The 22,322-nt window shown below is 41.1% G+C and carries 19 protein-coding genes; 2 read left to right on the top strand and 17 right to left on the bottom strand.

Annotated features, from left to right (window positions below; genetic code table 11):
- Nucleotides 1-9: 9 nt before the first annotated feature.
- The 7 genes from L1068_RS14775 to queA all read right to left on the bottom strand — a co-directional run bounded on the left by L1068_RS14775 (nt 10) and on the right by queA (nt 8,110).
- Nucleotides 10-1,794: a bifunctional diguanylate cyclase/phosphodiesterase gene (locus L1068_RS14775; RefSeq protein WP_237130878.1), complete on the bottom strand. Its 1,785-nt coding sequence runs from the start codon at nt 1,792-1,794 to the stop codon at nt 10-12.
- A gap of 121 nt (nt 1,795-1,915) precedes the next feature.
- A complete protein-coding gene (locus L1068_RS14780) occupies nt 1,916-2,449 on the bottom strand; it encodes a hypothetical protein (RefSeq protein ID WP_237130879.1) in 534 nt (177 codons plus the stop codon).
- A 109-nt stretch (nt 2,450-2,558) separates the two neighbouring features.
- Complete coding sequence (gene secF / locus L1068_RS14785; protein ID WP_237130880.1) at nt 2,559-3,500, bottom strand: protein translocase subunit SecF; 942 nt, start codon at nt 3,498-3,500, stop codon at nt 2,559-2,561.
- Between the two features lie 9 nt (nt 3,501-3,509).
- Nucleotides 3,510-5,369, bottom strand: a complete 1,860-nt coding sequence (secD, locus tag L1068_RS14790; protein WP_237130881.1) for a protein translocase subunit SecD — start codon at nt 5,367-5,369, stop codon at nt 3,510-3,512.
- A 15-nt stretch (nt 5,370-5,384) separates the two neighbouring features.
- Nucleotides 5,385-5,720, bottom strand: coding sequence for a preprotein translocase subunit YajC (gene yajC, locus L1068_RS14795; protein WP_054979570.1), 336 nt, complete (start codon nt 5,718-5,720; stop codon nt 5,385-5,387).
- A gap of 22 nt (nt 5,721-5,742) precedes the next feature.
- Nucleotides 5,743-6,870, bottom strand: a complete 1,128-nt coding sequence (tgt, locus tag L1068_RS14800; protein WP_054979588.1) for a tRNA guanosine(34) transglycosylase Tgt — start codon at nt 6,868-6,870, stop codon at nt 5,743-5,745.
- 202 nt (nt 6,871-7,072) lie between these two features.
- Nucleotides 7,073-8,110 (bottom strand): tRNA preQ1(34) S-adenosylmethionine ribosyltransferase-isomerase QueA, encoded by a 1,038-nt coding sequence (gene queA / locus L1068_RS14805; protein ID WP_237130882.1) that lies wholly within the window; start codon nt 8,108-8,110, stop codon nt 7,073-7,075.
- Nucleotides 8,111-8,363: 253 nt separating this feature from the next.
- On the opposite strand from queA, the gene L1068_RS14810 reads away from it, so the two are divergent.
- Nucleotides 8,364-10,862: an EAL domain-containing protein gene (locus tag L1068_RS14810; RefSeq protein ID WP_237130883.1), complete on the top strand. Its 2,499-nt coding sequence runs from the start codon at nt 8,364-8,366 to the stop codon at nt 10,860-10,862.
- Nucleotides 10,863-10,990: 128 nt separating this feature from the next.
- Entirely contained in the window at nt 10,991-11,197 is a 207-nt protein-coding gene (locus tag L1068_RS14815; RefSeq protein WP_010561903.1) for a hypothetical protein, read from the top strand.
- Nucleotides 11,198-11,246: 49 nt separating this feature from the next.
- On the opposite strand, the gene L1068_RS14820 is transcribed toward L1068_RS14815, so the two are convergent.
- The 10 genes from L1068_RS14820 to L1068_RS14865 all read right to left on the bottom strand — a co-directional run bounded on the left by L1068_RS14820 (nt 11,247) and on the right by L1068_RS14865 (nt 22,296).
- Nucleotides 11,247-12,125, bottom strand: a complete 879-nt coding sequence (locus L1068_RS14820) for a hypothetical protein (protein WP_237130884.1) — start codon at nt 12,123-12,125, stop codon at nt 11,247-11,249.
- A gap of 2 nt (nt 12,126-12,127) precedes the next feature.
- On the bottom strand, nt 12,128-12,745 hold the full coding sequence (locus L1068_RS14825) for a hypothetical protein (RefSeq protein WP_237130885.1): 618 nt from the start codon (nt 12,743-12,745) through the stop codon (nt 12,128-12,130).
- Nucleotides 12,738-13,286 (bottom strand): sigma-70 family RNA polymerase sigma factor, encoded by a 549-nt coding sequence (locus tag L1068_RS14830; RefSeq protein WP_237130886.1) that lies wholly within the window; start codon nt 13,284-13,286, stop codon nt 12,738-12,740. Before L1068_RS14830 ends, L1068_RS14825 begins: the two co-directional genes overlap by 8 nt.
- 78 nt (nt 13,287-13,364) lie before the next feature.
- Entirely contained in the window at nt 13,365-14,273 is a 909-nt protein-coding gene (locus tag L1068_RS14835) for a hydrogen peroxide-inducible genes activator (protein ID WP_138630250.1), read from the bottom strand.
- A gap of 318 nt (nt 14,274-14,591) precedes the next feature.
- Nucleotides 14,592-15,866: an inorganic phosphate transporter gene (locus L1068_RS14840; RefSeq protein ID WP_237130887.1), complete on the bottom strand. Its 1,275-nt coding sequence runs from the start codon at nt 15,864-15,866 to the stop codon at nt 14,592-14,594.
- Between the two features lie 36 nt (nt 15,867-15,902).
- Entirely contained in the window at nt 15,903-16,580 is a 678-nt protein-coding gene (locus L1068_RS14845; protein WP_010561909.1) for a TIGR00153 family protein, read from the bottom strand.
- Nucleotides 16,581-16,798: 218 nt separating this feature from the next.
- A complete protein-coding gene (gene phoU / locus L1068_RS14850; protein ID WP_237130888.1) occupies nt 16,799-17,509 on the bottom strand; it encodes a phosphate signaling complex protein PhoU in 711 nt (236 codons plus the stop codon).
- An 11-nt stretch (nt 17,510-17,520) separates the two neighbouring features.
- Nucleotides 17,521-18,348, bottom strand: a complete 828-nt coding sequence (gene pstB, locus L1068_RS14855) for a phosphate ABC transporter ATP-binding protein PstB (RefSeq protein ID WP_054979587.1) — start codon at nt 18,346-18,348, stop codon at nt 17,521-17,523.
- A gap of 39 nt (nt 18,349-18,387) precedes the next feature.
- Nucleotides 18,388-20,037 (bottom strand): phosphate ABC transporter permease PstA, encoded by a 1,650-nt coding sequence (gene pstA, locus L1068_RS14860; protein ID WP_237130889.1) that lies wholly within the window; start codon nt 20,035-20,037, stop codon nt 18,388-18,390.
- A gap of 18 nt (nt 20,038-20,055) precedes the next feature.
- The gene (locus L1068_RS14865) at nt 20,056-22,296 is read right to left on the bottom strand and encodes an ABC transporter permease subunit (RefSeq protein ID WP_237130890.1); all 2,241 of its coding nucleotides are present in this window, start codon (nt 22,294-22,296) and stop codon (nt 20,056-20,058) included.
- Nucleotides 22,297-22,322: the final 26 nt, after the last annotated feature.

A 22,322-nucleotide genomic window follows, 5' to 3' on the forward strand; every position in this document is an offset into this window, starting at 1 on the left:
ACGAATAGATTATTTTGCTACCGGTAGTCTGACTATCGCCATGGTCGGGCGACGGCGTTTGCAAATGAACAAGTGACTGGTTACAAAACGCTTCGCTTCCTTTTTAGCATCGGTTGCCAACGCTGCCACTTGATGGCTGTTTTCGCAGTGCTCAATATCAGGATTAACTAAGCCAATAGACAAGGTTAACAAGGGCACAAACTTCTTTTCACCCTCGCGGTTAGTTGCCCAATACCCCCCAGCTGCGACGTGCTCTGGCGTAAAGTAGGCTCTAACGGCAGTTTCAAACTCCGATATTATTTTACGACACAGTGCTTCACCTAAGTCACTAGGACACACCAGCATAAAATCATCGCCACCAATATGACCAATAAAGCAGTCTTTTTGATTGCACACTTGGCGGCAAATTTCAGCAAGCAATTTAATTACCATGTCACCACTGGCATAACCATAGAGATCGTTAAATTGCTTAAAGTGATTTAAATCGATATAGGCCAGTTCAAAATCTTGTCGCGCATTTAAGCGCCGTTCAATATTATCATTAATTGCCACATTACCCGGCAACATAGTTAACGGGTTGGCATGCTGCGCGTTTTTAATTTTCTCGTCAGTAATATGCTTTAGAATATCGCGAATAGCAACAACACCAACGTATTGCCCTTCTTGTGTCACAATAATATAGCGGCGTATATCAAAATCAGAGTCAGTAATTTTTTGACTCACCGAGTCCAACGCTGTCAATCTATCAACCACTAAAGGCTGGTGATCCATAACCTCATCGACTGATCGCTTAGAGTGTAGCGCCGCCCCATAGGTTGACGAAAATATTTCGGCAAGTTGATCTCGGTGTAATATGCCAACGGGTCGATTATCTTGATTAAGCACCACCAGGCTTTGCAATAACTTATCTTGCTCGAAATACTTCTTCGCCACACCACAATTGGTCGTGACAAAAATAGACTGCTGGCTTAGTAATAAATTGCCAATAAAAGGGGAATCGTCTTTCGTATTGCGTGGCATATCCACTAATTTTTGCGCTGCAATGCATTCATCAAAACTCTGACACGGCGAAAGTACTGGGCGTTCAAGCAAAAAGCCTTGTGCTAGTTCAACTCCCAGATTTTTTAACAGTGTTAATTCTTGCGTGCGTTCTATACCTTCAGCTATTACTCGCGTATTAGTGATTTTTGCCAGCTCTAATATCGAACGTAAAAACTCTTTTTTCACCACACTTTTATCGCAGTGGTCGATAAAGTAACGATCAATTTTAACGATATCAGGTTTTAGTTCAGACCACTGTTTTAGGCCGCTGTAACCCGAACCAAAGTCATCAATCGCAATATGCAAACCTAAATCACGGTAATGTTTAATCGCTTCGAATAATAAGTCGCTTTGTGCCAGCGGCTCCCGCTCAGTAATCTCAATCACAACCCGTGATGTGGCTAAGCCGTGTTTAGCGAGCAGTTGTAAAGTTTCACCTTTTGGGTGTGCGGCTTCTAGTAATGCAGACGGACTTACATTGATAAACAATTTCCCAGGTAACCCTTGAGCAACAAAGTTTTCAATGGCTTTTTCACGACAAAGAAGCTCTAGTTCTGAAAGACAGGCATCTTTTTCAGCTTGGGCAAAGAGTTCGACAGGACTGAACAAACTTGAATTTTCAGGGCCTCGCGATAAAGCTTCGTAGCCGAGCACCGTTTCTTTTTCAATATCAAGAATGGGTTGAAACAGCGTTGTGATTTGTCGCTTTGACAGAATCGCTTTAAGGCTGATTGATTGTTTCAAGTTTTGCATAATTCACCTCTTTACGGATGGCGAATATAACAAGAGATAATGACAGAATTATTTCAGTAGCTAAGCATCAGAAAAGGTTGCAATTATTTCAATTTATAATCACAACCTTTTGAAATTTAGGTTAGTTTAATGCTTTTTCAACCTGAGAAAAGTGCGCAATAACTTCAATAATTTCCATTTCTGCACTTTCACGCATTTCTGCAGTGGTAATCCCCATTGTTGCCATTGCTTGTACCGTTGCAGGATGCACTAGTAAGTCCTTCGCATGATAACAGTTAGGGTCGTCAAACTTAGGCAGTTTACCGTCTTCATGATAGCCTGACTCGATCTCTTCTAGCGGTAAGGTTGGAATGATATCCGCCGCATTATTAAGCGCTGTTAAATACTCAGTACACTTTGGGTGTTTATTTATAAACTGCGTAATGATTGTTTTAGAACCCGCAACTAACTCAGCTGACTTTGCAGAGATTTCAGTATCTGGTTTAGCTTCTTTAATCATTGTTACTAGTGTTTTAGCACCCTCTTTGTAGTCTGCTAACGCTTGATTAGCTGTAGGTGCTTTTGCTACCGCTTCGGCGTTAGTTTGTTGTTTATCACCACATGCTGTTAAAAGTGTCATTGCTGCAAAACTAGCAAGTACAGTTAGCTTTTTCATTTTAATGCCTTTGAGAATGTTTATCATTTTCAGTATCATACTAAAGACAAAAAAAAAGGCCAGTATTAACACCGGCCTTTTTCAGAATTATTACAAAATTACCAAATAATTATGGCATATTGTCAAATTCAGCACCTTCTTTCTCAACTTCTTCAGGGATCAGATCTTCTTTGCTGATGCCCATCATTACTGCAACAGAACTTGCTACGTATACAGATGAGTAAGTACCAATAAATACACCAAATAGTAATGCAGTTGCGAAGCCATGAATGGTTTCACCACCCCATACGAAAAGCGCCACAAGTACTAAGATGGTTGTAATTGATGTTACTAACGTACGGTTTAACGTTTGCGTTAGTGAAATATCAACAATTTCAATAGTATCGTCGATACGGATTTTACGGAAGTTCTCACGAATACGGTCCGATACAACAATGGTATCGTTGAGTGAGTAACCTATAACCGCAAGTACCGCTGCTAATACAGTTAAATCAAACGGTAAACCTAATACTGAGAATAAACCCACTGTTAATAGCACATCGTGTGCAAGTGCCGCTACTGCACCAATTGCAAAACGCCATTCAAAACGCAGCGCAACGTAAAGCAAAATACAGATTAGCGCTGTTAACATTGCTAAACCGCCTTGCTCTTTCAGGTCTTCACCAACACTTGGACCAACAAACTCAATCGAGCGGATCTCAACTTTTTGGCCTGTTTGTTCAAGAATCTCGAGTACTTGGTTACTGATCATGTCGGCTTTTTCACCTTCACGTGGCTCAAGACGAATTTTTACGTCCTTACTTGAACCAAATAACTGTACCTGTGCATCAGGGAAGCCATTTTCGTGCAGTGATGAACGCACAACTTTAAGGTCAGCGGCTTGTTCAAAGCCAACTTCAACCGTTGTACCACCGGTAAAATCCAAACCAAAGTTCATACCTTTGGTAAAAAACGAAACAAATGAAGCGATAATCAGCAGAGTTGAAATTGTCATTGCGATTTTACGCAATGACATAAACTTAAGTGTTTCATTTAACTTTAATAATTGCATCACACTCTCCTAGATAGATAACTTCTCAATGCGCTTACCGCCGATTAACGCGTTAACAATCGCACGCGTACCAACAATCGCAGTGAACATTGACGTTACAATACCGATAGCAAGAGTGATTGCGAAGCCTTGAATAGGACCTGTACCAATTGCGTACAAGATCACGGCTGCAATTAACGTTGTGATATTGGCATCAAAAATGGTGCTAAATGCACTGTCGTAACCGTGGTGAATTGCTTGTTGAGGACTACGACCTTCAGCTAATTCTTCACGAATACGTTCAAAAATAAGTACGTTCGCATCTACCGCCATACCAACCGTTAGTACGATACCGGCAATACCTGGCAAGGTAAGTGTTGCACCCGCAAGTACTGACATTGCACCAACAATTAATACTAGGTTTAAGCCAAGTGCAATATTCGCAATCAAGCCAAAGCCTTTGTAGTAAAGCAGCATAAATACCAGTACGAAAACAAAACCAAGCACTACCGCGGTAATACCTTTTTCAACGTTTTCTGCACCCATGCTTGGACCTATCGTACTTTCAGCAACAATTTGAATTGGCGCAACAAGCGCACCTGCACGTAGCATTTCAGATAAATGCTGCGCTTTTGCTGGCGTATCAATACCTGTAATTTGGAAACGACGACCTAAGCGCTCATTAATAGTTGCTTGGTTAATCACTTCTTCGTGTTTGATTGGTGGTAACGCTTTACCGTTTTCATCTACCTTGCCCGACGGACGGTATTCGATGAACACAATCGCCATTAAATTACCAACTTCGTCTTTAGTAAACGCAGCCATTTTTGAGCCACCTTTACTATCAAGCTGTAAACTAACTTGCGGACGCTGGTATTGGTCATAACCCGCTTGAGCACCGGTAATATGAGAACCTTCAAGCATTACGCGCTTTTTCAGAAGTACTGGACGACCAAACTGATCGTTGATTACTTCTGAGCCTGGCGGCATACGACCTGCTAATGCATCACGTACGTCGTTATCTTGGTCAACCATGCGAAGTTCAAGCGTTGCTGCTGAACCTAAAATCTCTTTCGCACGTGCAGGGTCTTGAATACCCGGTAATTGCACCAAAATACGCTCTTGTCCTTGGCGCTGAACATTTGGTTCTGCAACACCAATTTGGTTAATACGCTTACGAATAATGATTAAGTTTTGTGAAATCGCGTAATCACGGATTTCTTTTAACTTAGCTTCAGTTAAACGCGCAGTGAACGCTAGCTCATTACTGCGGTCATCGCGAAACTCAAGGCTAGGGTTGCTCTTTTGTAAATAACTTTCAGCGGCGTCTTTGTCTTCTTCATTACGGAAAACTAACTGCACGCGATCTGCGTTTGCTACTTCACGAATGCTGCGGTAGCGAATTTTCTGCTCACGTAAGTCAGAGCGGAAATCTTGCTGCATCTGCTTTAATTGGTTATTGATAGCAGTACGCATATCAACTTCCATCGTAAACTCAACACCACCACGTAAATCTAAGCCTAACTTCATCGGCGCACCGCCCAAGTTTTCAAGCCATGCTGGCGTTGAAGGAGCTGAGTTTATAGCAGCGATATAGTTAGCGCCTAGACTGTCGCTTAGTTGGTCTTTCGCTTTTAACTGTGTTTCTACATCATTAAAACGAATTAAGATTTGCTCATTTTCTAGTTTGATTGATTTAGCATCAAATCCATCGTTCGTTAAAATTGTTTTTACTTTGTCGAGATCTGCTGTTTCAATCACAGCACCTCGCGCACCTGAAATTTGTACGGCAGGGTCACTACCGTACATATTTGGTGCAGCGTAAAGCATACCAAGCAATACAACTGCTACCACCATCAAGTACTTCCATAACGGGTACTTATTAATCACAACTTATTCCTTTGATTAAAGTGCTTTCATTGTGCCTTTAGGCAGCACAGCTGAAATTGAACCTTTTTGCACTGTTACGTTAGCTTGGTCGTTAAGCGCAACAACAACAAAATCTTTGTCGTCAGATACTTTCACGATTTTACCTACTAAACCACCCGCAGTAAGTACTTCATCACCTTTTGCCAATGCTGACATTAGGCTCTTGTGCTCTTTAACGCGCTTTGCTTGTGGACGGTAAATTAGGAAATAAAATACCAAACCAAAAATACCTAGCATGATTAGCATTTCCATGCCGCCACCAGCAGGTGGAGCACCCGCACTTGCATGCGCACTTGAGATAAATAAACTCATGGTTAATTCCTCTTAAATTTTATTAGTCTTCAATTTGTTTTAATTCAGGTACCGGCATACCGCGACGCGCATAGAAGTCTGCAACAAACTCTTCTAGTTTGTTCTCAGCAATGGCATTGCGAAGCCCTTCCATAACGCGTTGGTAATAACGTAAGTTGTGGATCGTGTTTAAACGAGCCCCTAAAATTTCATTACACTTATCTAAGTGGTGTAAATAAGCGCGTGAGAAGTTCTCACAAGTATGGCAATCACATTCTGGATCAAGTGGGCCTGTATCCGTTTTATGCACTGCGTTACGGATTTTAATTACGCCACCGGTAATAAATAAGTGACCGTTACGCGCGTTACGTGTTGGCATTACACAATCAAACATATCAATACCACGACGAACCGCTTCAACTAAATCTTCCGGCTTGCCTACGCCCATAAGATAACGTGGCTTATCTTCGGGCATTTTGTAAGCGCAGTGGTCAAGAATGTTAATCATGTCTTCTTTTGGTTCACCTACTGATAAACCACCAAGTGCATAACCATCAAAACCGATTTCTTCTAAACCTTTTTGCGAAATTTCACGCAGTTCAGGGTACATACCACCCTGAATAATACCGAATAATGCTGATGGGTTATCACCGTGACCTTCTTTCGAACGTTTTGCCCAGCGCAGCGATAACTCCATCGAGTCACGCGCTTCTTTTTCTGTTGCAGGATACGGTGTACATTCGTCAAAAATCATCACAATATCTGAGCCCAAGTCGCGCTGCACTTGCATTGCTTTTTCTGGCGATAGCATGATTTTTTCGCCGTTTACCGGTGAGCGGAACATTACACCTTCTTCCGAAATTTTACGCATTTCGCCTAAGCTGAATACTTGGAAACCGCCTGAATCGGTAAGAATTGGTTTATCCCAGCCCATAAAGTCATGTAAGTCACCGTGTTGTTTGATGATTTCAGTGCCTGGGCGAAGCATTAAGTGAAAGGTATTACCAAGGCAAATTTCTGCACCTGTGCCTTTTAACTCTTCAGGAGTCATACCTTTAACGGTACCGTAAGTACCTACAGGCATAAATGCAGGTGTCTCTACTACACCACGGTCAAAAATCAAACGGCCGCGACGCGCTTTGCCATCTGTATTGTCTAATTCAAATTTCATAAAAACCTCAAATGCCGGAAAAACAGTCCAACTTTTACTCAACTTCATCAATTGAGCGTAAAATAATCGGTCGATTTTACCTGCTTTGACAGCACAATACTATGGATATAGGGATGAGATAACAGAAATAAAAGTGGAAAGTGAGATTTACGTGTAAAGCGATGTAACAGAGTTACATCGCATCATGTTTTTAAGTGGTGTACTAAATGTCTTTTTTGGTTAAGAACATTGCATCACCGTATGAGAAAAAGCGGTATTTTTCTTCAATTGCAGTGTTGTAAGCATTCATAATATTCTCTTGTCCAGCAAAGGCACTCACAAGCATTATTAGTGTCGATTCAGGAAGGTGAAAGTTAGTGATCATCGCATCTACCACCTGAAATTCGTATCCCGGAAAGATGAAAATATCCGTGTCACCGTAAAACGGTGCAAGCTCACCTTCCGATTTCATTGCTGCCGACTCTAATGAGCGCATTGACGTTGTGCCCACAGCAACTACACGGCCTCCACGTTCACGACACGCTTTAATTTGTGCAACCACTTGCTCTGGCACTTCAATGTACTCAGAATGCATATGGTGATCTTCAATTTTATCAACGCGCACTGGCTGGAACGTACCCGCCCCTACATGCAGCGTTACAAAACCTAAATCAACACCCTTGTCTTTTAACTTTGCTAATAACGCATCGTCAAAATGAAGACCCGCTGTTGGCGCTGCTACTGCGCCCGGTTTTTCACCGTAAACAGTTTGATAGCGATTACGGTCTTTTTCATTATCAGGGCGGTCAATATATGGCGGCAGTGGCATATGACCAATACGGTCTAAAATATCAAGTACGCCCTCTTCACCTTCGAACTTCAGCTCAAATAATTCGCCTTGACGACCTTGCATTACCGCTGTTGCCGTTTCTTCTAAAATAAGCTCGTTGCCAACCTTAGGTGATTTATTTGCGCGTACGTGTGCAAGTACCGTGTGTTTATCAACTACACGCTCAACGAGCACCTCAACCTTACCGCCCGATGCTTTTTGACCAAACATACGCGCAGGAATTACTTTAGTATTATTAAAGATAATCAGGTCGTTTGGATTTATAAAATCTAATACATCAGCAAACGTATGGTGTGTGATTTCGCCACTATTACCTACTAGCTTTAATAAGCGACTTGCTGTGCGATCTTCCATAGGAAATCGAGCAATTAATTCATCGGGTAATTCAAAGTTAAAATCAGCAACACGCATTTGTCTGTCTCACTTGGTTATTAGTACTCAGGGTATACTTGGTTAAAGTCGCGCCGATTCTAGTGTTAGTGATGATTTAAATCAAGGAAAACAGGCCGCGCAAAATATAACCTACTGAATGTTAAAGTTTAAGGATCTACAGGTGAGTAAAATATCAAATTTACTTGAGTTAACTATCTAAACTAGGTATCTTTTGGCATTTGAAAATCGAACTTACCAAGGAGTGGTGAACTGATTTAGAGGTGCAGTTTAAATGCCGAATAAGCTTAAGTTGCTGGTAGTGACACCAGACATTAAGCTATCAACTCAGCTAGTTGATGCATTAAAAAATGTCGATGTATTTGATATTGAGCTAAAGGGTAATAGTTTAGAGGCACTCGATTTACTGAAGAAGCACTCTTTCAACCTGATAATCACCGATCTTGCTATTGGCGAAATTGATGGTTGGCGCTTTTCACGCATGGTACGCTCAGGCTTGCTGGCAACTGCAAAAAATACACCTATCGTATTGATACCTCCTACCTATTGTGAACGCATTGCTGAATCAACCGCTCGCGCGTATGGTATTGATGCCATTTTACAGCACGACAAATTAAACAAACTTCCGCATTTACTCGCTAATATTTTATCTGAGCACACCGATAAAAGTAGCCGTTTACCGCTATTACTGGTTGAATCTAACGAACAACGCGCTGCGCAAATTCACCATGATTTAGAGCTTGGTTTTGCCATCAGCACCACCGATAACTGCGCCGATGCGCAAACCTTAATCCAACAATATAACTACGCCATCGTCCTTGTTGATGCTACCCATGGCAGCTTTGAGCGCGTAAATAACTTTTTGCAGCAATTACGTATTCATAAACCGAATCAAGCTGTTGTAACCATTATCGATAGCCAAGATGCTGATTTTGCTGAACAACTGCTGCTATTAGGTGTTACCGACTTTATTCGCTTGCCGTTTAATCACAACATTATTAATAAAGTATGTGAACAAGCTGCACGACGCGAAGATTTTATGGTGAGCTATGATGAATTCGCTGAAAAAGTAGAACTACTTAGTAAAAGCCAACAGGGTTATAAAGACTTATTCTCTGCTCACCAACGTATTTTAATGCACTTAAATACCTCGGTAATTGAAATTGACCAAGCCCATAATATTTGTTTTTTGAATCCTGCTTGGGAAGCCCTAACCGGGAATCGATTGCAATCTAGCCTAGGCAAACCGCTAGCCAGCTTTTTCCCTCAGCATGAAGCTGAAAAGCTCGAAAAGTTAATTTCCGCAATTAATATGAAGCCTGGCAGCAAAGACAAACTAGAACTACAAATAAACCATAAACTTGGTCACCAAATTTGGATTGAGTGCAAGTTGCAATCAATTAAAGAGCGCCAAGCTAAAAGTAATATCACGCTTAGTATCGATAACATTGATGAACGAAAACAAGCTGAATTTAGCCTACAACATTTAGCCCATCACGATACACTGACCAATTTGCACAACCGCTATTTCTTTGACCAACAGCTCAACCTATTTTGCCAAAACGTATCAAACTGCCAACAACACGCACTGCTATATATCGATCTAGACCATTTCAAAATTATTAATGACTCGCAAGGCCACCAACAAGGCGACAAAGTACTGCAAAAAGTTGCAGAGTTATTCGAGCAATGTGTGTCTGGCGATGCCTTGGTATGTCGTTTAGGCGGCGATGAGTTTGCCATTATTTTAGAAAATACCGATTTACTTGATGCCCATATGATTGGTGAGAGCTTATGTCAAACCATTGAGAATCAGAGCTTTCGCTTTGGTGAACAAAGCTATTCAATTAGCTGCTCAATCGGTTTAACGCAAATTGACAATAAAAACAGCGATGCCAGCGAATGTTTAAAGCAAGCGGATATTGCGCTGTACGTTGCTAAAAGCCGTGGCCGTAATATCGTTCATTGTTATTCAGATTCAGATGCAAAAAGTAAGCAGTTACTATCAGGAATAACATGGGCTCACAGTGTAAAAGAAGCGCTTAAAGCACAAAGCCTTACCATGCACTTTCAGCCAATTTGGTGCTACAAAGAGCAAAAAGTGAGTTATTATGAAGCGCTTGTTCGTTTAATTGTAAATGATGAAATTATTTATCCGAACCAGTTTATTCCGTCATTAGAGCTGGTGACTGATATCGATTTACTCGACCAAAATGTAATAGAAAAAACTATCGCGTTATTAGGTGAATACCCTGAGTTAAACAAAGTCGCAATCAACCTTTCTGCACAAGCCTTTAACAACGCCAACCTGTTAAACACCATAGCGCAAAGTTTGAAGCTGCATAATGTAAGCCCAGATAGACTCACTTTTGAAATTACAGAATCAGCGAGTATTAGTAATCTAGTCGCGACCACGGCGATGATCACCCAGCTGCAAAAAATTGGGTGTCAGTTCTCGATTGATGACTTTGGCACAGGTTTTAGTACCTTTAGCTACCTAAAACAATTGCCTGCGAATCAAGTAAAAATTGATGGTTCATTTGTTAAAGATATGACCCAAGATAACATTGATAAAGCGCTAGTTAACGCTATTAAAGACATTAGCCATTCACTCGGTAAAACCTGTGTTGCCGAATACGTGGAAGACCAAGAAACCTTTGAATTGCTTAAAGAAATTGGTGTTGACTACGCACAAGGTTACTTTATTGGTAAACCGATGCCGGCGATTGAAATTAAAAAGCTAAAAAACACTTCTGGAAACTCAATCGCTTAACAATTTTTACAAATCAAATTAACAAAACAATAGGAATTCGCCCAAAGATTAAGCTAAACTGGTTTTATATGGAGATACAGAAAAATCATTTCATTTGAGAGTGATTTTGCATAAAAACGGGAGGGACGATGGCTCTGTTTATTATTTTACTGCTAATTGCGAATGTCCTGATTTGCTACTTTTGTTACTTTAAAGCCAGTGAAAAAGGCTACCCTAAAGCAATTTTTGCTGGGTTAGGTGCGATTCCTTACTTTAACCTTGTAGTGTTAGTGTATTTACTATTTTTACCTAACGTAAAAGCTGAAAGCTTATTAAATTCTAAAGCCGCTAGTTAAGCGGCTTTTTTGTTTTTTCTTACTGTGAATTGATTGCATTCAGTTAAAATTAAAACGTATAACTTTGCGCACTCGCTAGTAGTTTTTCCGCATCAATATCACCCACAACACACTGATTAATCTTCGCTTTGCTATAAACAAAAACAAGATCTTCTTTATTACCCGTCGCGTTATCAATAATAAAGTTAACATAGTGATTTTTACTTAAGCTTTTCAGCCCAGCACCGTAATCACATAAGGTTTGCGCCAGAGTTTGGCTCGCAACACGAATATTTTGCTTTCTAGTTTCAGCAACTTTTTTGTGTTTTTCTTTAGTCGTCGATTTCATTTTATCTTTAGCATCGTCACGTTTGCCACGCACCTGCTCTTTTTCTTTTTCAAGTTTGGCTATCTTAGCTTCGAGCTTTTCGATTTCTTTTTTAACCGACTTTTCTTCTTTATCTTTCAGTGCGTGTCTGCGCTCTAAATCTAAATCTCGACGAGCACGCTCTACTTCTCGTAACTGAAATTCAATTTCACGCTCTTGCTGGGCAAACTCACGGATTTTTTCAGAAGACTCTCGTAGTGCCTCCATCGCTACATGATAGGCTTCGTTAGCCGCTTCAATGCGCATCTCTTCTGCACGAATCATCACGTCCTCATCGTGAAACTCGATATCAGGTTCAAGAAAAAAACGTTTCCAGCTTCCGAAGCCACCAGATAACCCCGATGCACTAATACTAAAGACATAACCTTGGTCAGCAAGATAAGCACCATTGATTTGGCGCACCTTAATACCTGGTTCCGCGTTAAGTGATGCCTTTAAGATATTATTCATAATGGTGATTTCTTTTTGGCTTTTAGCGACCATATTGTTTGCTGGTGTATTGGCAGCAACATGACCAGAAAGTAATGCGAGTGAAATCAATAAGCTTGCTTTCGTTTTCATGATTAATTCTCCCATGAGTGGTTTTTGGCAATTGATGACTGTGGTTGTTGCTCAACCTGTTGTGCCAATTCGTTTAATTGCAGGCGAATCAGCGCCTGATCTTGTTGACGTACTCGGTTTAAATCGGCAACCAAGGCGCCAATATCTTCTTTGCGCTCCACACGCCCCTGCTCTATGGCCTCTTTAACCAGCGCATAGGTCGCCTGTGCGGTATTTGTCTGCTGCTCAGCCAAAAGGGTTTGCAGCTGCTCATAAGTGACTGTTGGAGCTTGCTTTTGTTGCTCTGCAAAATTAATCGCAAAGCCACTATCTGAAACGCTTACTTCTGCACGCATAATAACCAGCGAGCACATTAAAACTGAACAAGCTAAAGCAGCTGGTGCAAACCAAGCAGCAAAACGATTACTCTTTGCACCACCGCTCGTTTTATCAAACCAAGTGGCTTCTCGATTCCACTGTGGAACGGGCGTTTCTTGATACTTTGCCGAAAGCGACTGCCAAGTCTCACTGTTTTCGAGCATTTCTGCATAAACAGAATCTTGTTCAAGCAATTGACGATCACTTGGTGTAAGTTCACCTGTTTCCAGCCATTTTTCAAAAATACACTCTAAATTAGCCATTTAACACCTCCAGTTCTTGGCGCAATTTGGACAGCGCTGTGTACAACCGCGATTTTACCGTATTGGTTGATACGTCAAGTTGCTGCGCAATTTGTTCAAACGTAAAGTGCTGAAAAAACTTTAATTCCACCACTTCTTTTTGCATCCAAGGTAAGCCATTTAATAACTGTAAAACTTGCTTATTTTGCTGCGCCATAAACAACATAAAATCAGCAGATTCGGGTTCTTGCATATCAGCTATCAGCATTTCTTGCTTTTCTTCATCGAGTACCTTTTTAGCACGATAAAATTCCACGCATCGGCGATTGGTAATTGCGATTGCCCACGTTTTAAAACTCGACTCAAAACGGTAGTTATCGAGCGACCGATAAATACTCATAAAGCTTTCTTGCATGATTTCGAGTGCGTCATCTGGGTTACTCACCATACGCAAACAAGTGTGATAAATCGGCTTTTCGTATTGTTTTACTAAATTAAGCCATGCGCGTTTATCACCTTGCTGTGCTTTTTTGATTAACCCTTTTTCACTTTGAAAGAACACATATTCCCCAAGAGTTTTGTTTCTCTGTTTATGTAGTCGAGCGAGTGCTAAAAATAGTTTTAAAAATTTAAAATTATTTTATCGTGCACATTTTTCAGCAAAGAACGGCTTTAATTTATCGCACAGCAAGCGGAAGTCGCGTATGCGACCTGAGGTCTTGCGCCATAAAATACCAATATCACGATAAGCAGTATCTTGCGCCGCGCTAAACACCATAGGTTTATGAGATAAAATGCCCGCATTAATTGCCATTTGTGGTAGAAAAGTCACACCAAGTTGACGCTCAACCATACTTAGTAAGGTATGCAAACTTGCAGCTTCAAAGGGATTTATACACTCACTTTTACTCAAGTGACACGCACTCAGTGCATGATCGGTAAGGCAATGTTCGCGCTCTAGCAAAAACACCGATGACGGTGGCAACAAGTTAAAATCAACCACACCTTCTGCCGCTTGATAATCCTTGTGCCTTACAATATTAAATGGGTCTTGTGCTAAAATATGGGTATGAAACTTGTTGGTATTATAAGGCAATGCCAATAGCGCTACATCAACTTGACCTTTTTCTAATTTGTCCAATAAGTTATCGCTAGTATCTTCAATTAAAACCAACTCAAGTTCAGGAAACTCTTTTGCACATAAGTGGTATAAATCAGCCGCAATAAAACTTGCAACCGTAGGAATAATACCTATGGTTAAATGCCCTTGGAGTGGGTTTAAAAAGCTTTTTGTAAGCTCTTTTACACTAATTGTGTCGTCGATTATCTTGCGCGCTCGCTCAACCACTTCTTCACCAATCGAGGTAAACATAATGCTGCGGTTTTCACGCTCAATTAGCTGACAACCGAGTGTTTCTTCAAGATTTTGAATTGCACTACTCAAGGTAGATTGACCAATAAAACAGGCTTCTGCAGCGCGGCCGAAGTGCTGATGCTGATGTACTGCAAGTAAGTATTGCAGCTGCTTAATGCTAGGAAGGTTTTTCATCGTAATAACCGATTAATATTCAAATTAATAACGATAAAAACAAATTAACAATGGAAAATCAATTATGTCACTGAGATTTAATCAATTAATTGCGAGTGCTAATAACTCTGTTAAATAAATGAGCGAATAGAGCCTAGTGAAATGAAGCCAAACAGGGTTTAATTTATCTTTTAACGCTATGTTACAACGGTAAAATTACAGCGCTGTAAGCGCGCTATGTGACCCGCTAAATTGATTAGCAAACTGCTACATACAAATTTAAGACAAAAAAAGACCCCATTGCGTATCGCATATGGGGTCTTTTCAAGCTAAAAGTCTTTACACTTGAAGGCCAAAAATAGCCGCCAATACATAGTAGATAACAATAGCTAATACCGCGCCTACTGGCAAGGTAATAACCCAAGAAACAACGATATTTCTTACAACACCTAAATTAAGTGCCGCAATACCGCGGGCCATACCAACACCTAGTACCGCACCTACTAACGTTTGTGTCGTTGAAATTGGTAAGCCTGTACCTGATGCAATAACAACCGTTGATGCAGCCGCAAGCTCTGCAGCAAAACCACGGCTTGGTGTTAAGTGCGTAATACCTTCACCAATGGTTTTAATTACTTTCTTACCAAGAATCGCAAGACCGATAACAATACCTAAACCACCAAGTGGTAAAATCCACCAAACGAGTGACGATTTCTTAACGATTTCACCGTTGTGCTCAACAATGCTCACTACCGCAGCAAGTGGACCAATCGCATTTGCTACATCGTTTGAGCCGTGTGCAAACGCCATACAACATGCAGTTACAATCATTAAGATAGCGAATACTTTCTCAACATTGTTAAATTGCATTTCTTTGTCAGCTGCAGGGTCCATTTTAAGACGAGCGATCAATACTTTACCTAACAGCGCGACTAAAACAGCAGCACCGATTGCGATACCGTAACCCATTACTGTACCAAGGTCTAAACCGATATGCTTTAAGCCTTTTTTGATTGTTACTAACGCCATAACAAACGCTGCAAGACCCATGTACATAGGCACGAAGCGCTTTGCATTGTTAAGTGGTGAGTCAGTATCAAAAATTAGTTTCTGTGCACTCATAAAGATAAGGTAAGCAATAAAGCCTGAAATAGCAGGTGTAACAATCCAACTACCTACGATACCCGCTACTTTACCCCATTGAATCGCTTCAGAGCCTACCGCAACCAATGCGAAACCAACAATTGCACCAATAATTGAGTGTGTTGTTGATACAGGCCAACCTAAATAAGACGCAACAAGTAACCATACACCAGCAGCTAATAGCGCTGAAATCATACCGATCACTAATGACTCTGGTATGGCAACAAATGCCGACGAGTCGATAATACCTTTACGTATCGTTGATGTAACCTCACCACCGGCAAGATATGCACCAGCGAATTCAAAAATCATTGCGATAATAATCGCTTGCTTAATTGTTAGCGCTTTTGAGCCAACTGACGTACCCATTGCATTGGCAACGTCGTTTGCACCAATACCATACGCCATGATAAATCCCACTACGGCAGCAATCATCACCAAAGTGGTGCCGTAATTTGCAATAATATCCATCAAGTAACCTTTAACTTAATTTTTATATTAATTTAATTAACGTGCTAGCATCAGCTCTAAACGTGAACCAACACGTTCAGCGATATCTGCTAAGTCACCTACCCACTCGAGAATTTTGTATAAGAACATTACATCGATTGGATTTAATTCATTTTCGATTTCACGTAACTGACGACGCAAAGTGATTTGCATTTCATCGGTGTCACGCTCAATTGCGTCGAGCTCTTCTAGCATGTTTTCAACTAACGTCACTTCACGACCACGGAAACCCGTTTCTAATAGCTCATCAAGTTCATTGATAGCTTTAGAAGCTTGTTTTGTCGCGTCGATGCAGCGGTTTAGGTAAGTAATAAAATCAGCTTGGATTTGCTCAGGGATTTCCATTTCGCGGCCAAGTACACGACCAGCTATGTCCTTAGCCTTATTAGCAATTTTGTCTTGTTGAGTGATCAGTTCAAGAAGATCTGTACGCTCAACTGGCAGGAATAATCCACGAGGAAGTTGCAACCGAATGTCACGCTTAAGTACATCCGCTTTGCGTTCTAAATCGCGAATATTAATGCGGATCTCAGATGCTTGTTCCCATTCTTTATTAAACGCATGTTGAAAAAAAGTCGTTAACAAAGCACTGGCTTGATGAACAATTTTTATGTGTTCTTCAATTGGTTTGATAGGAGATTTCGCAAAAACCCCTAAAAATGCATTACTAGCCATAATTGACCCTTAAATGTTAAAAGCGCGCAAATTTTACAGGAATCAGCCAAGCGAGGAAAGGCTTTAACATACAAGTATTACAGTAAGTTGAAATTCCTTAACTTAGATTATCAAACAATTAAATTTACGCTAGTTAATAGACTAAAAAAGTTATCAATACCAAAGCAAAAAAGGGTAAAAGCGAAACCGCTTTTACCCTTTTAAAATAGTTACTTAACTTATTTACCAATAATATCTCGCTCGATATCGTCTTGCGAGGTATGACGAATGTCCTTGCCTTTTACAAAATAAATTACGTACTCAGCAATATTCTGACAACGGTCACCGATGCGCTCTAATGAGCGTACGGACCACACTAAATCCATAACCTTTGGAATTGAGCGCGGATCTTCCATCATATACGTCATGATTTGACGTGTTAACGCTTCATATTCGCGGTCAACTTTGGCATCTTCTTTGTGCACACGGAACGCTGCTTCGGCATCCATTCGGGCAAATGCATCCAGAACATCGTGCAACATTTGTGATACGTGACGACCCATATTGTCGATATTACCCAGCAAGCCTTGCTGCTCTTTCGCGGTTGATTCAAGTGCTACTTTCGCAATACGACGCGCTTCATCACCGATGCGCTCTAAATCTGCAATGGTTTTTGCAATCGCCACAACTAAACGTAAATCACTTGCCGCTGGCTGACGCTTCGCAATAATGCGTGTACATTCTTCGTCAATGCTCACTTCCATTGCATTTACCTTGTAATCGCCGTGCTCAACTTTTTTCGCAAGCTCCGCATTACTGTCATTTACCGCATCAAGCGCAGAGTTTAATTGCTGCTCTACCAATCCGCCCATAGCTAAAACATGGTTGCGAACGTTTTCAAGTTCTTGGTTAAAGTTACCTGAAATATGCTTTGAAATATTATGATCCATAACTTTAATCCTTACCCGTAACGACCTGTAATGTAATCTTCAGTTTTCTTTTTCTTCGGCGTGGTGAATAGCGTATTTGTATCAGAGTATTCAATTAGTTCACCCATATACATAAACGCTGTTTGGTCAGACACACGTGCCGCTTGTTGCATGTTATGCGTAACAATTACAACGGTGTACTTATTTTTTAAATCGTTGATTAGCTCTTCGATTACCAATGTTGAAATTGGATCAAGTGCCGATGTTGGTTCATCTAACAGTAGTACTTCAGGTTCAATTGCAATTGCGCGAGCAATAACCAAACGCTGTTGCTGACCACCTGATAAACCAAATGCGCTGTCGTGCAAACGGTCTTTTACTTCGTCCCAAAGTGCAGCGCCACGTAGTGACGATTCAACTACTTCGTCTAGTTTACGTTTATCTTTTACACCTTGTAAGCGTAGGCCATAAACCACATTCTCATAAATTGATTTAGGGAATGGGTTTGGGCGCTGGAATACCATACCAACGTTACGACGAAGCGCTGCAACATCAACACTTTTGTCATAAATATTCTGGTTATGTAGCAAGATTTGACCATCGATACGACAGGTATCAACCAAGTCATTCATGCGGTTAATACAACGTAATAACGTTGACTTACCACAACCTGAAGGACCGATAAATGCAGTTACCTGACCCTTTGGAATTTTCATGCTGATATTGCTCAGCGCTTGTTTGTCACCGTAGTAAAGGTCTAAGTCTTTAATTTCAAGAGCAGTTTGTTCTGCCGATAAGTTTTCTAAATCAAGCTGTAAGCCAGTTGCAGATTGATTCATTTCTGGAGCAACAGTAATCATTTTTACTAAACCTATTAAACTTTTATCACCGCAGAACAATTAGTGTTCTAACGACCTAAATTTTTCGCGTAAGTGGTTACGAATACCAATTGCTGTGATATTCAGTGCCACAATTACCGCCACAAGTAAAAACGCTGTGGCATAAACTAGCGGACGAGCCGCTTCAACATTCGGGCTTTGGAAACCAACATCATAGATGTGGAAACCTAAGTGCATAAACTTTCTATCTAAATGTACAAACGGGAAGTTCATATCAACTGGCAGTGTTGGCGCCATTTTTACCACACCCACTAACATCAGTGGTGCTACTTCACCTGCTGCACGTGCAACCGCAAGAATCAAACCTGTCATAATTGCAGGGCTTGCCATTGGTACAATAATACGCCAAATAGTTTCAGCTTTGGTGGCCCCAAGTGCTAATGAGCCTTGACGAACTGAACTTGGAATACGTGATAAACCTTCTTCTGTTGATACAATTACAACCGGTAAAGTTAAAATTGCTAATGTCAGTGCTGACCAAATTACACCTGGCGTACCAAACGTTGGGCCTGGTAATGCTTCAGGGTAGAATAATTGGTCAATGCTACCACCTAGCATGTAAACAAAGAAACCTAAGCCAAATACACCGTAAACAATCGATGGTACACCAGCAAGGTTAATTACCGCGATACGAATCATTTTAGTGATAGAATTTTTCGCTGCATATTCGTGTAAGTAAATCGCAGCGATAACACCAAACGGGGTTACGATTACCGCCATTAACATAACCATAAATACGGTACCGAAAATCGCTGGGAATACACCGCCTTCGGTATTCGCTTCACGTGGGTCATCGCTAACAAACTTACCAATTTGCTTGAAGTAATGACCTAATTTAGCCATTAAGCCCATATCATTTGGTAGTGTTACGTCCAGCACTTGGTAAAGCGGAATCGTTACTAACTCACCACGCATATCTTTTACAATAACTTGGTCGCGCTTTGCCGCATCACGAAACTTAAACAGCTCTTTTTCAAGCACCAAGTATTGCTCACGATAGTCTTTACGCTGAGCTTCAAACTCCGCCACTTTTTCGTGTGTTAATTCGCCTTTAAGGTCGAGCGCTTTTTCTTTTAAACGCAAACGTTCTAGGTCGTAGTTAATATGACCAATAGGGCCGTTTTGTAAATCAAGTGCTGACTCATTAAGTTCAACTGCGCGCTCTACAAGTTGCTCTAGCTCAATTAACTTTTGCGCTTCGGCAACAACTTTACCGTCTTTGACCACACTTTCAATGTAACCGTAAAAGTTACCGTTTTTACTACGCTCAAATACCGCTAATTGGCTCGGAGTAGATTGCTCAATAATATCCGTTGCTAAAATCCAACGGAAATCTAGGTCTACGTATTCACGGTTACCTGTTTTAATCAGTAAACGTTCTACTTCTTCACCCGTAAAACCGTGTAAATCAACATTCGCTGCTTTTAAGCGCTCAACAGGCACCATTTCACGGTCGTAAATTTCACCGATAACGGTTTCTTTAACGTCGCCACGGTGCATTTCAAATTGCGTTACTTCTGACGGCCAAAAGAACCCTAAACCGCGACCTGCAATCATTGCCAGTAGGCCAATTACCGAGATTAAGCTGATACTTACTGCACCACCTGTCATCCAGATCCAAGGTGAGCCAGATTTAAACCACTGCTTCATTTATTAAATCTCCTAACCTTACAGTGAACTATACTTTTCACGTAAACGCTGACGAACAAATTCAGCAATCGTGTTAAAGATAAAGGTGAATATAAACAGTACAAACGCTGCTAAGAATAAGATGCGGTAGTGCGTGCTGCCTACTTCTGATTCTGGCATTTCTACCGCAATGTTTGCTGCAAGCGTACGCATACCTTGGAAAATACTCCAATCCATAATCGGCGTATTACCTGTTGCCATCAATACAATCATGGTTTCACCAACCGCACGACCTAGCCCCATCATCACTGCCGAGAAAATACCAGGGCTTGCTGTTAGTAATACTACGCGAACAAGCGTTTGCCACTGCGTTGCACCAAGTGCAAGCGAGCCATTCGATAAGTGCTTAGGTACACTAAACACCGCATCTTCAGCAATTGAGAAAATCGTTGGAATAACCGCAAAGCCCATCGCAATACCCACAACTAACGAGTTGCGCTGGTCAAAATCAATGCCTAACTCGTTGGTAATATAACGACGTACATCACCATCAAATACCCAAAGCTCTACCGCGGGGCTCAGTGCAAACGAAATATAACCTGCCAGTAATACCACTGGAATGAGTAAGATAGAGTGGCTACCGTCTGGCACTTTGTGGCGAATCGATTCTGGTAAGTTTTGCCAGAAGAATGCTGTGAGTATTATTGCCAATGGCGTTAATACTAAAATCAGCATAATTGCAGGTAAGTGAGATTCAATCAGAGGCGCTAACCAAAGACCCGCTAAGAAACCTAAAATTACGGTTGGTAATGCTTCCATAATTTCAACCGTTGGCTTAACAATTCGACGCTGTTCAGGCGACATAAAGTAGGCTGTGTAGATAGCAGCAGAAAGCGCAATGGGAACCGCAAATAGCATCGCATACATTGCCGCTTTAATTGTACCGAATGAGATTGGTACTAAAGATAACTTAGCTTCGAAATCATCACTTGCCGATGTAGACTGCCAAATGTAAGCAGGTTCAGGGTAGCCCTCGTACCATACTTCTTGCCATAATGCCGACCAAGATACTTCAGGATGCTCATTTTCAATATCAACAACAATCAGTTGATTACCCGACAGCATTAATGCAGCGTTTGAACGTGGTGACACCGCAAATAAATCAATTCCCGCGTCTGCTACTTTACCCGACCATAGCTTATTTTCACTGGTAGTGTAGTAAAGCGACACATCACCTTGGTTATTAGTGCTAAAGAATGTACGGCGATAGTATTCACTGTACAATCCTGAAATTTCTTTATCACCACTTGCAAAAGCACGGATTTTGGCGAACTTACGACCCGAATCACCATTAATTTCAAACCACTGTGAAATTTCACCGTTGTCGTTAACTAACATTAATGAGTTAGCACCTGACAATAATTGCATTTTAACTAGGTTGGCATTCTCTTGATTCGCGGCAAGCACTTGAATGCGTGTAATATCTTCAATGTCACGCGTATTGTAGATATAAACTTTATTAGCAACACGCACAAATGCACGGCTAAAGTCAGGTGAAATTAACAATTCATCCACTTTGCCTTCAACAGGAATTTCCGCGGTTTCACTTGACCATTCCATTTCACCAGAGAACATATTTTCTTCTGCTGCTAGCATGCTAAACAGCAAGCGTTGATCACCGGTTAATGCAAGTACACCAAGTTGATTATCATCGGCAACATAGCTAAACGCGAATTTACGAATTGATGCACCTTCGTCATCAATCATCACTTCACTTTCACCTAGTGGGTACGCAATACTTGGCTTAATGGTACGGCTATTGTTAGCAAATCCTACTTCAAATTTCGGGTTCACAACTTTAATTGCGCCATTTTCAAGACCATAAGCATACATCGCCTGGTGCGGTGCAGTGCGTGCAAAGCTGGTTACCGGTGCATCAAATTCCACATTAAAGCTTGTTAGCTTAGTGCCGAATTTATCACCTTTAATGGTGTAGTAACTTAGCTCGCCAGCTGGTGTGAACAAGTAAGCGATTTCACCTTGCTCTTCCATACCTGCCGCAACGTACTCTTGCGTTTCAGGTAAAGCAAATTGATTTCTCACTTCAACATGTGATGACGCGAAAATAGGCTGTACTACATACAACAGATAAAAGAAGATCAACAATAAGGCAACCAGTACTAATGTACCACCTGCCGTAATACTGTATTTGGCGACTTTATCTTTGATCAGTCTGTTTCTATTAGTATTGAATTCAACACTTGGCGGATTGGAACTCATCCATTGGCCCTTACAAATAGAATTAG

It is taken from the genome of Pseudoalteromonas sp. MMG024 (assembly GCF_021654175.1).
Lineage (GTDB): Bacteria > Pseudomonadota > Gammaproteobacteria > Enterobacterales > Alteromonadaceae > Pseudoalteromonas.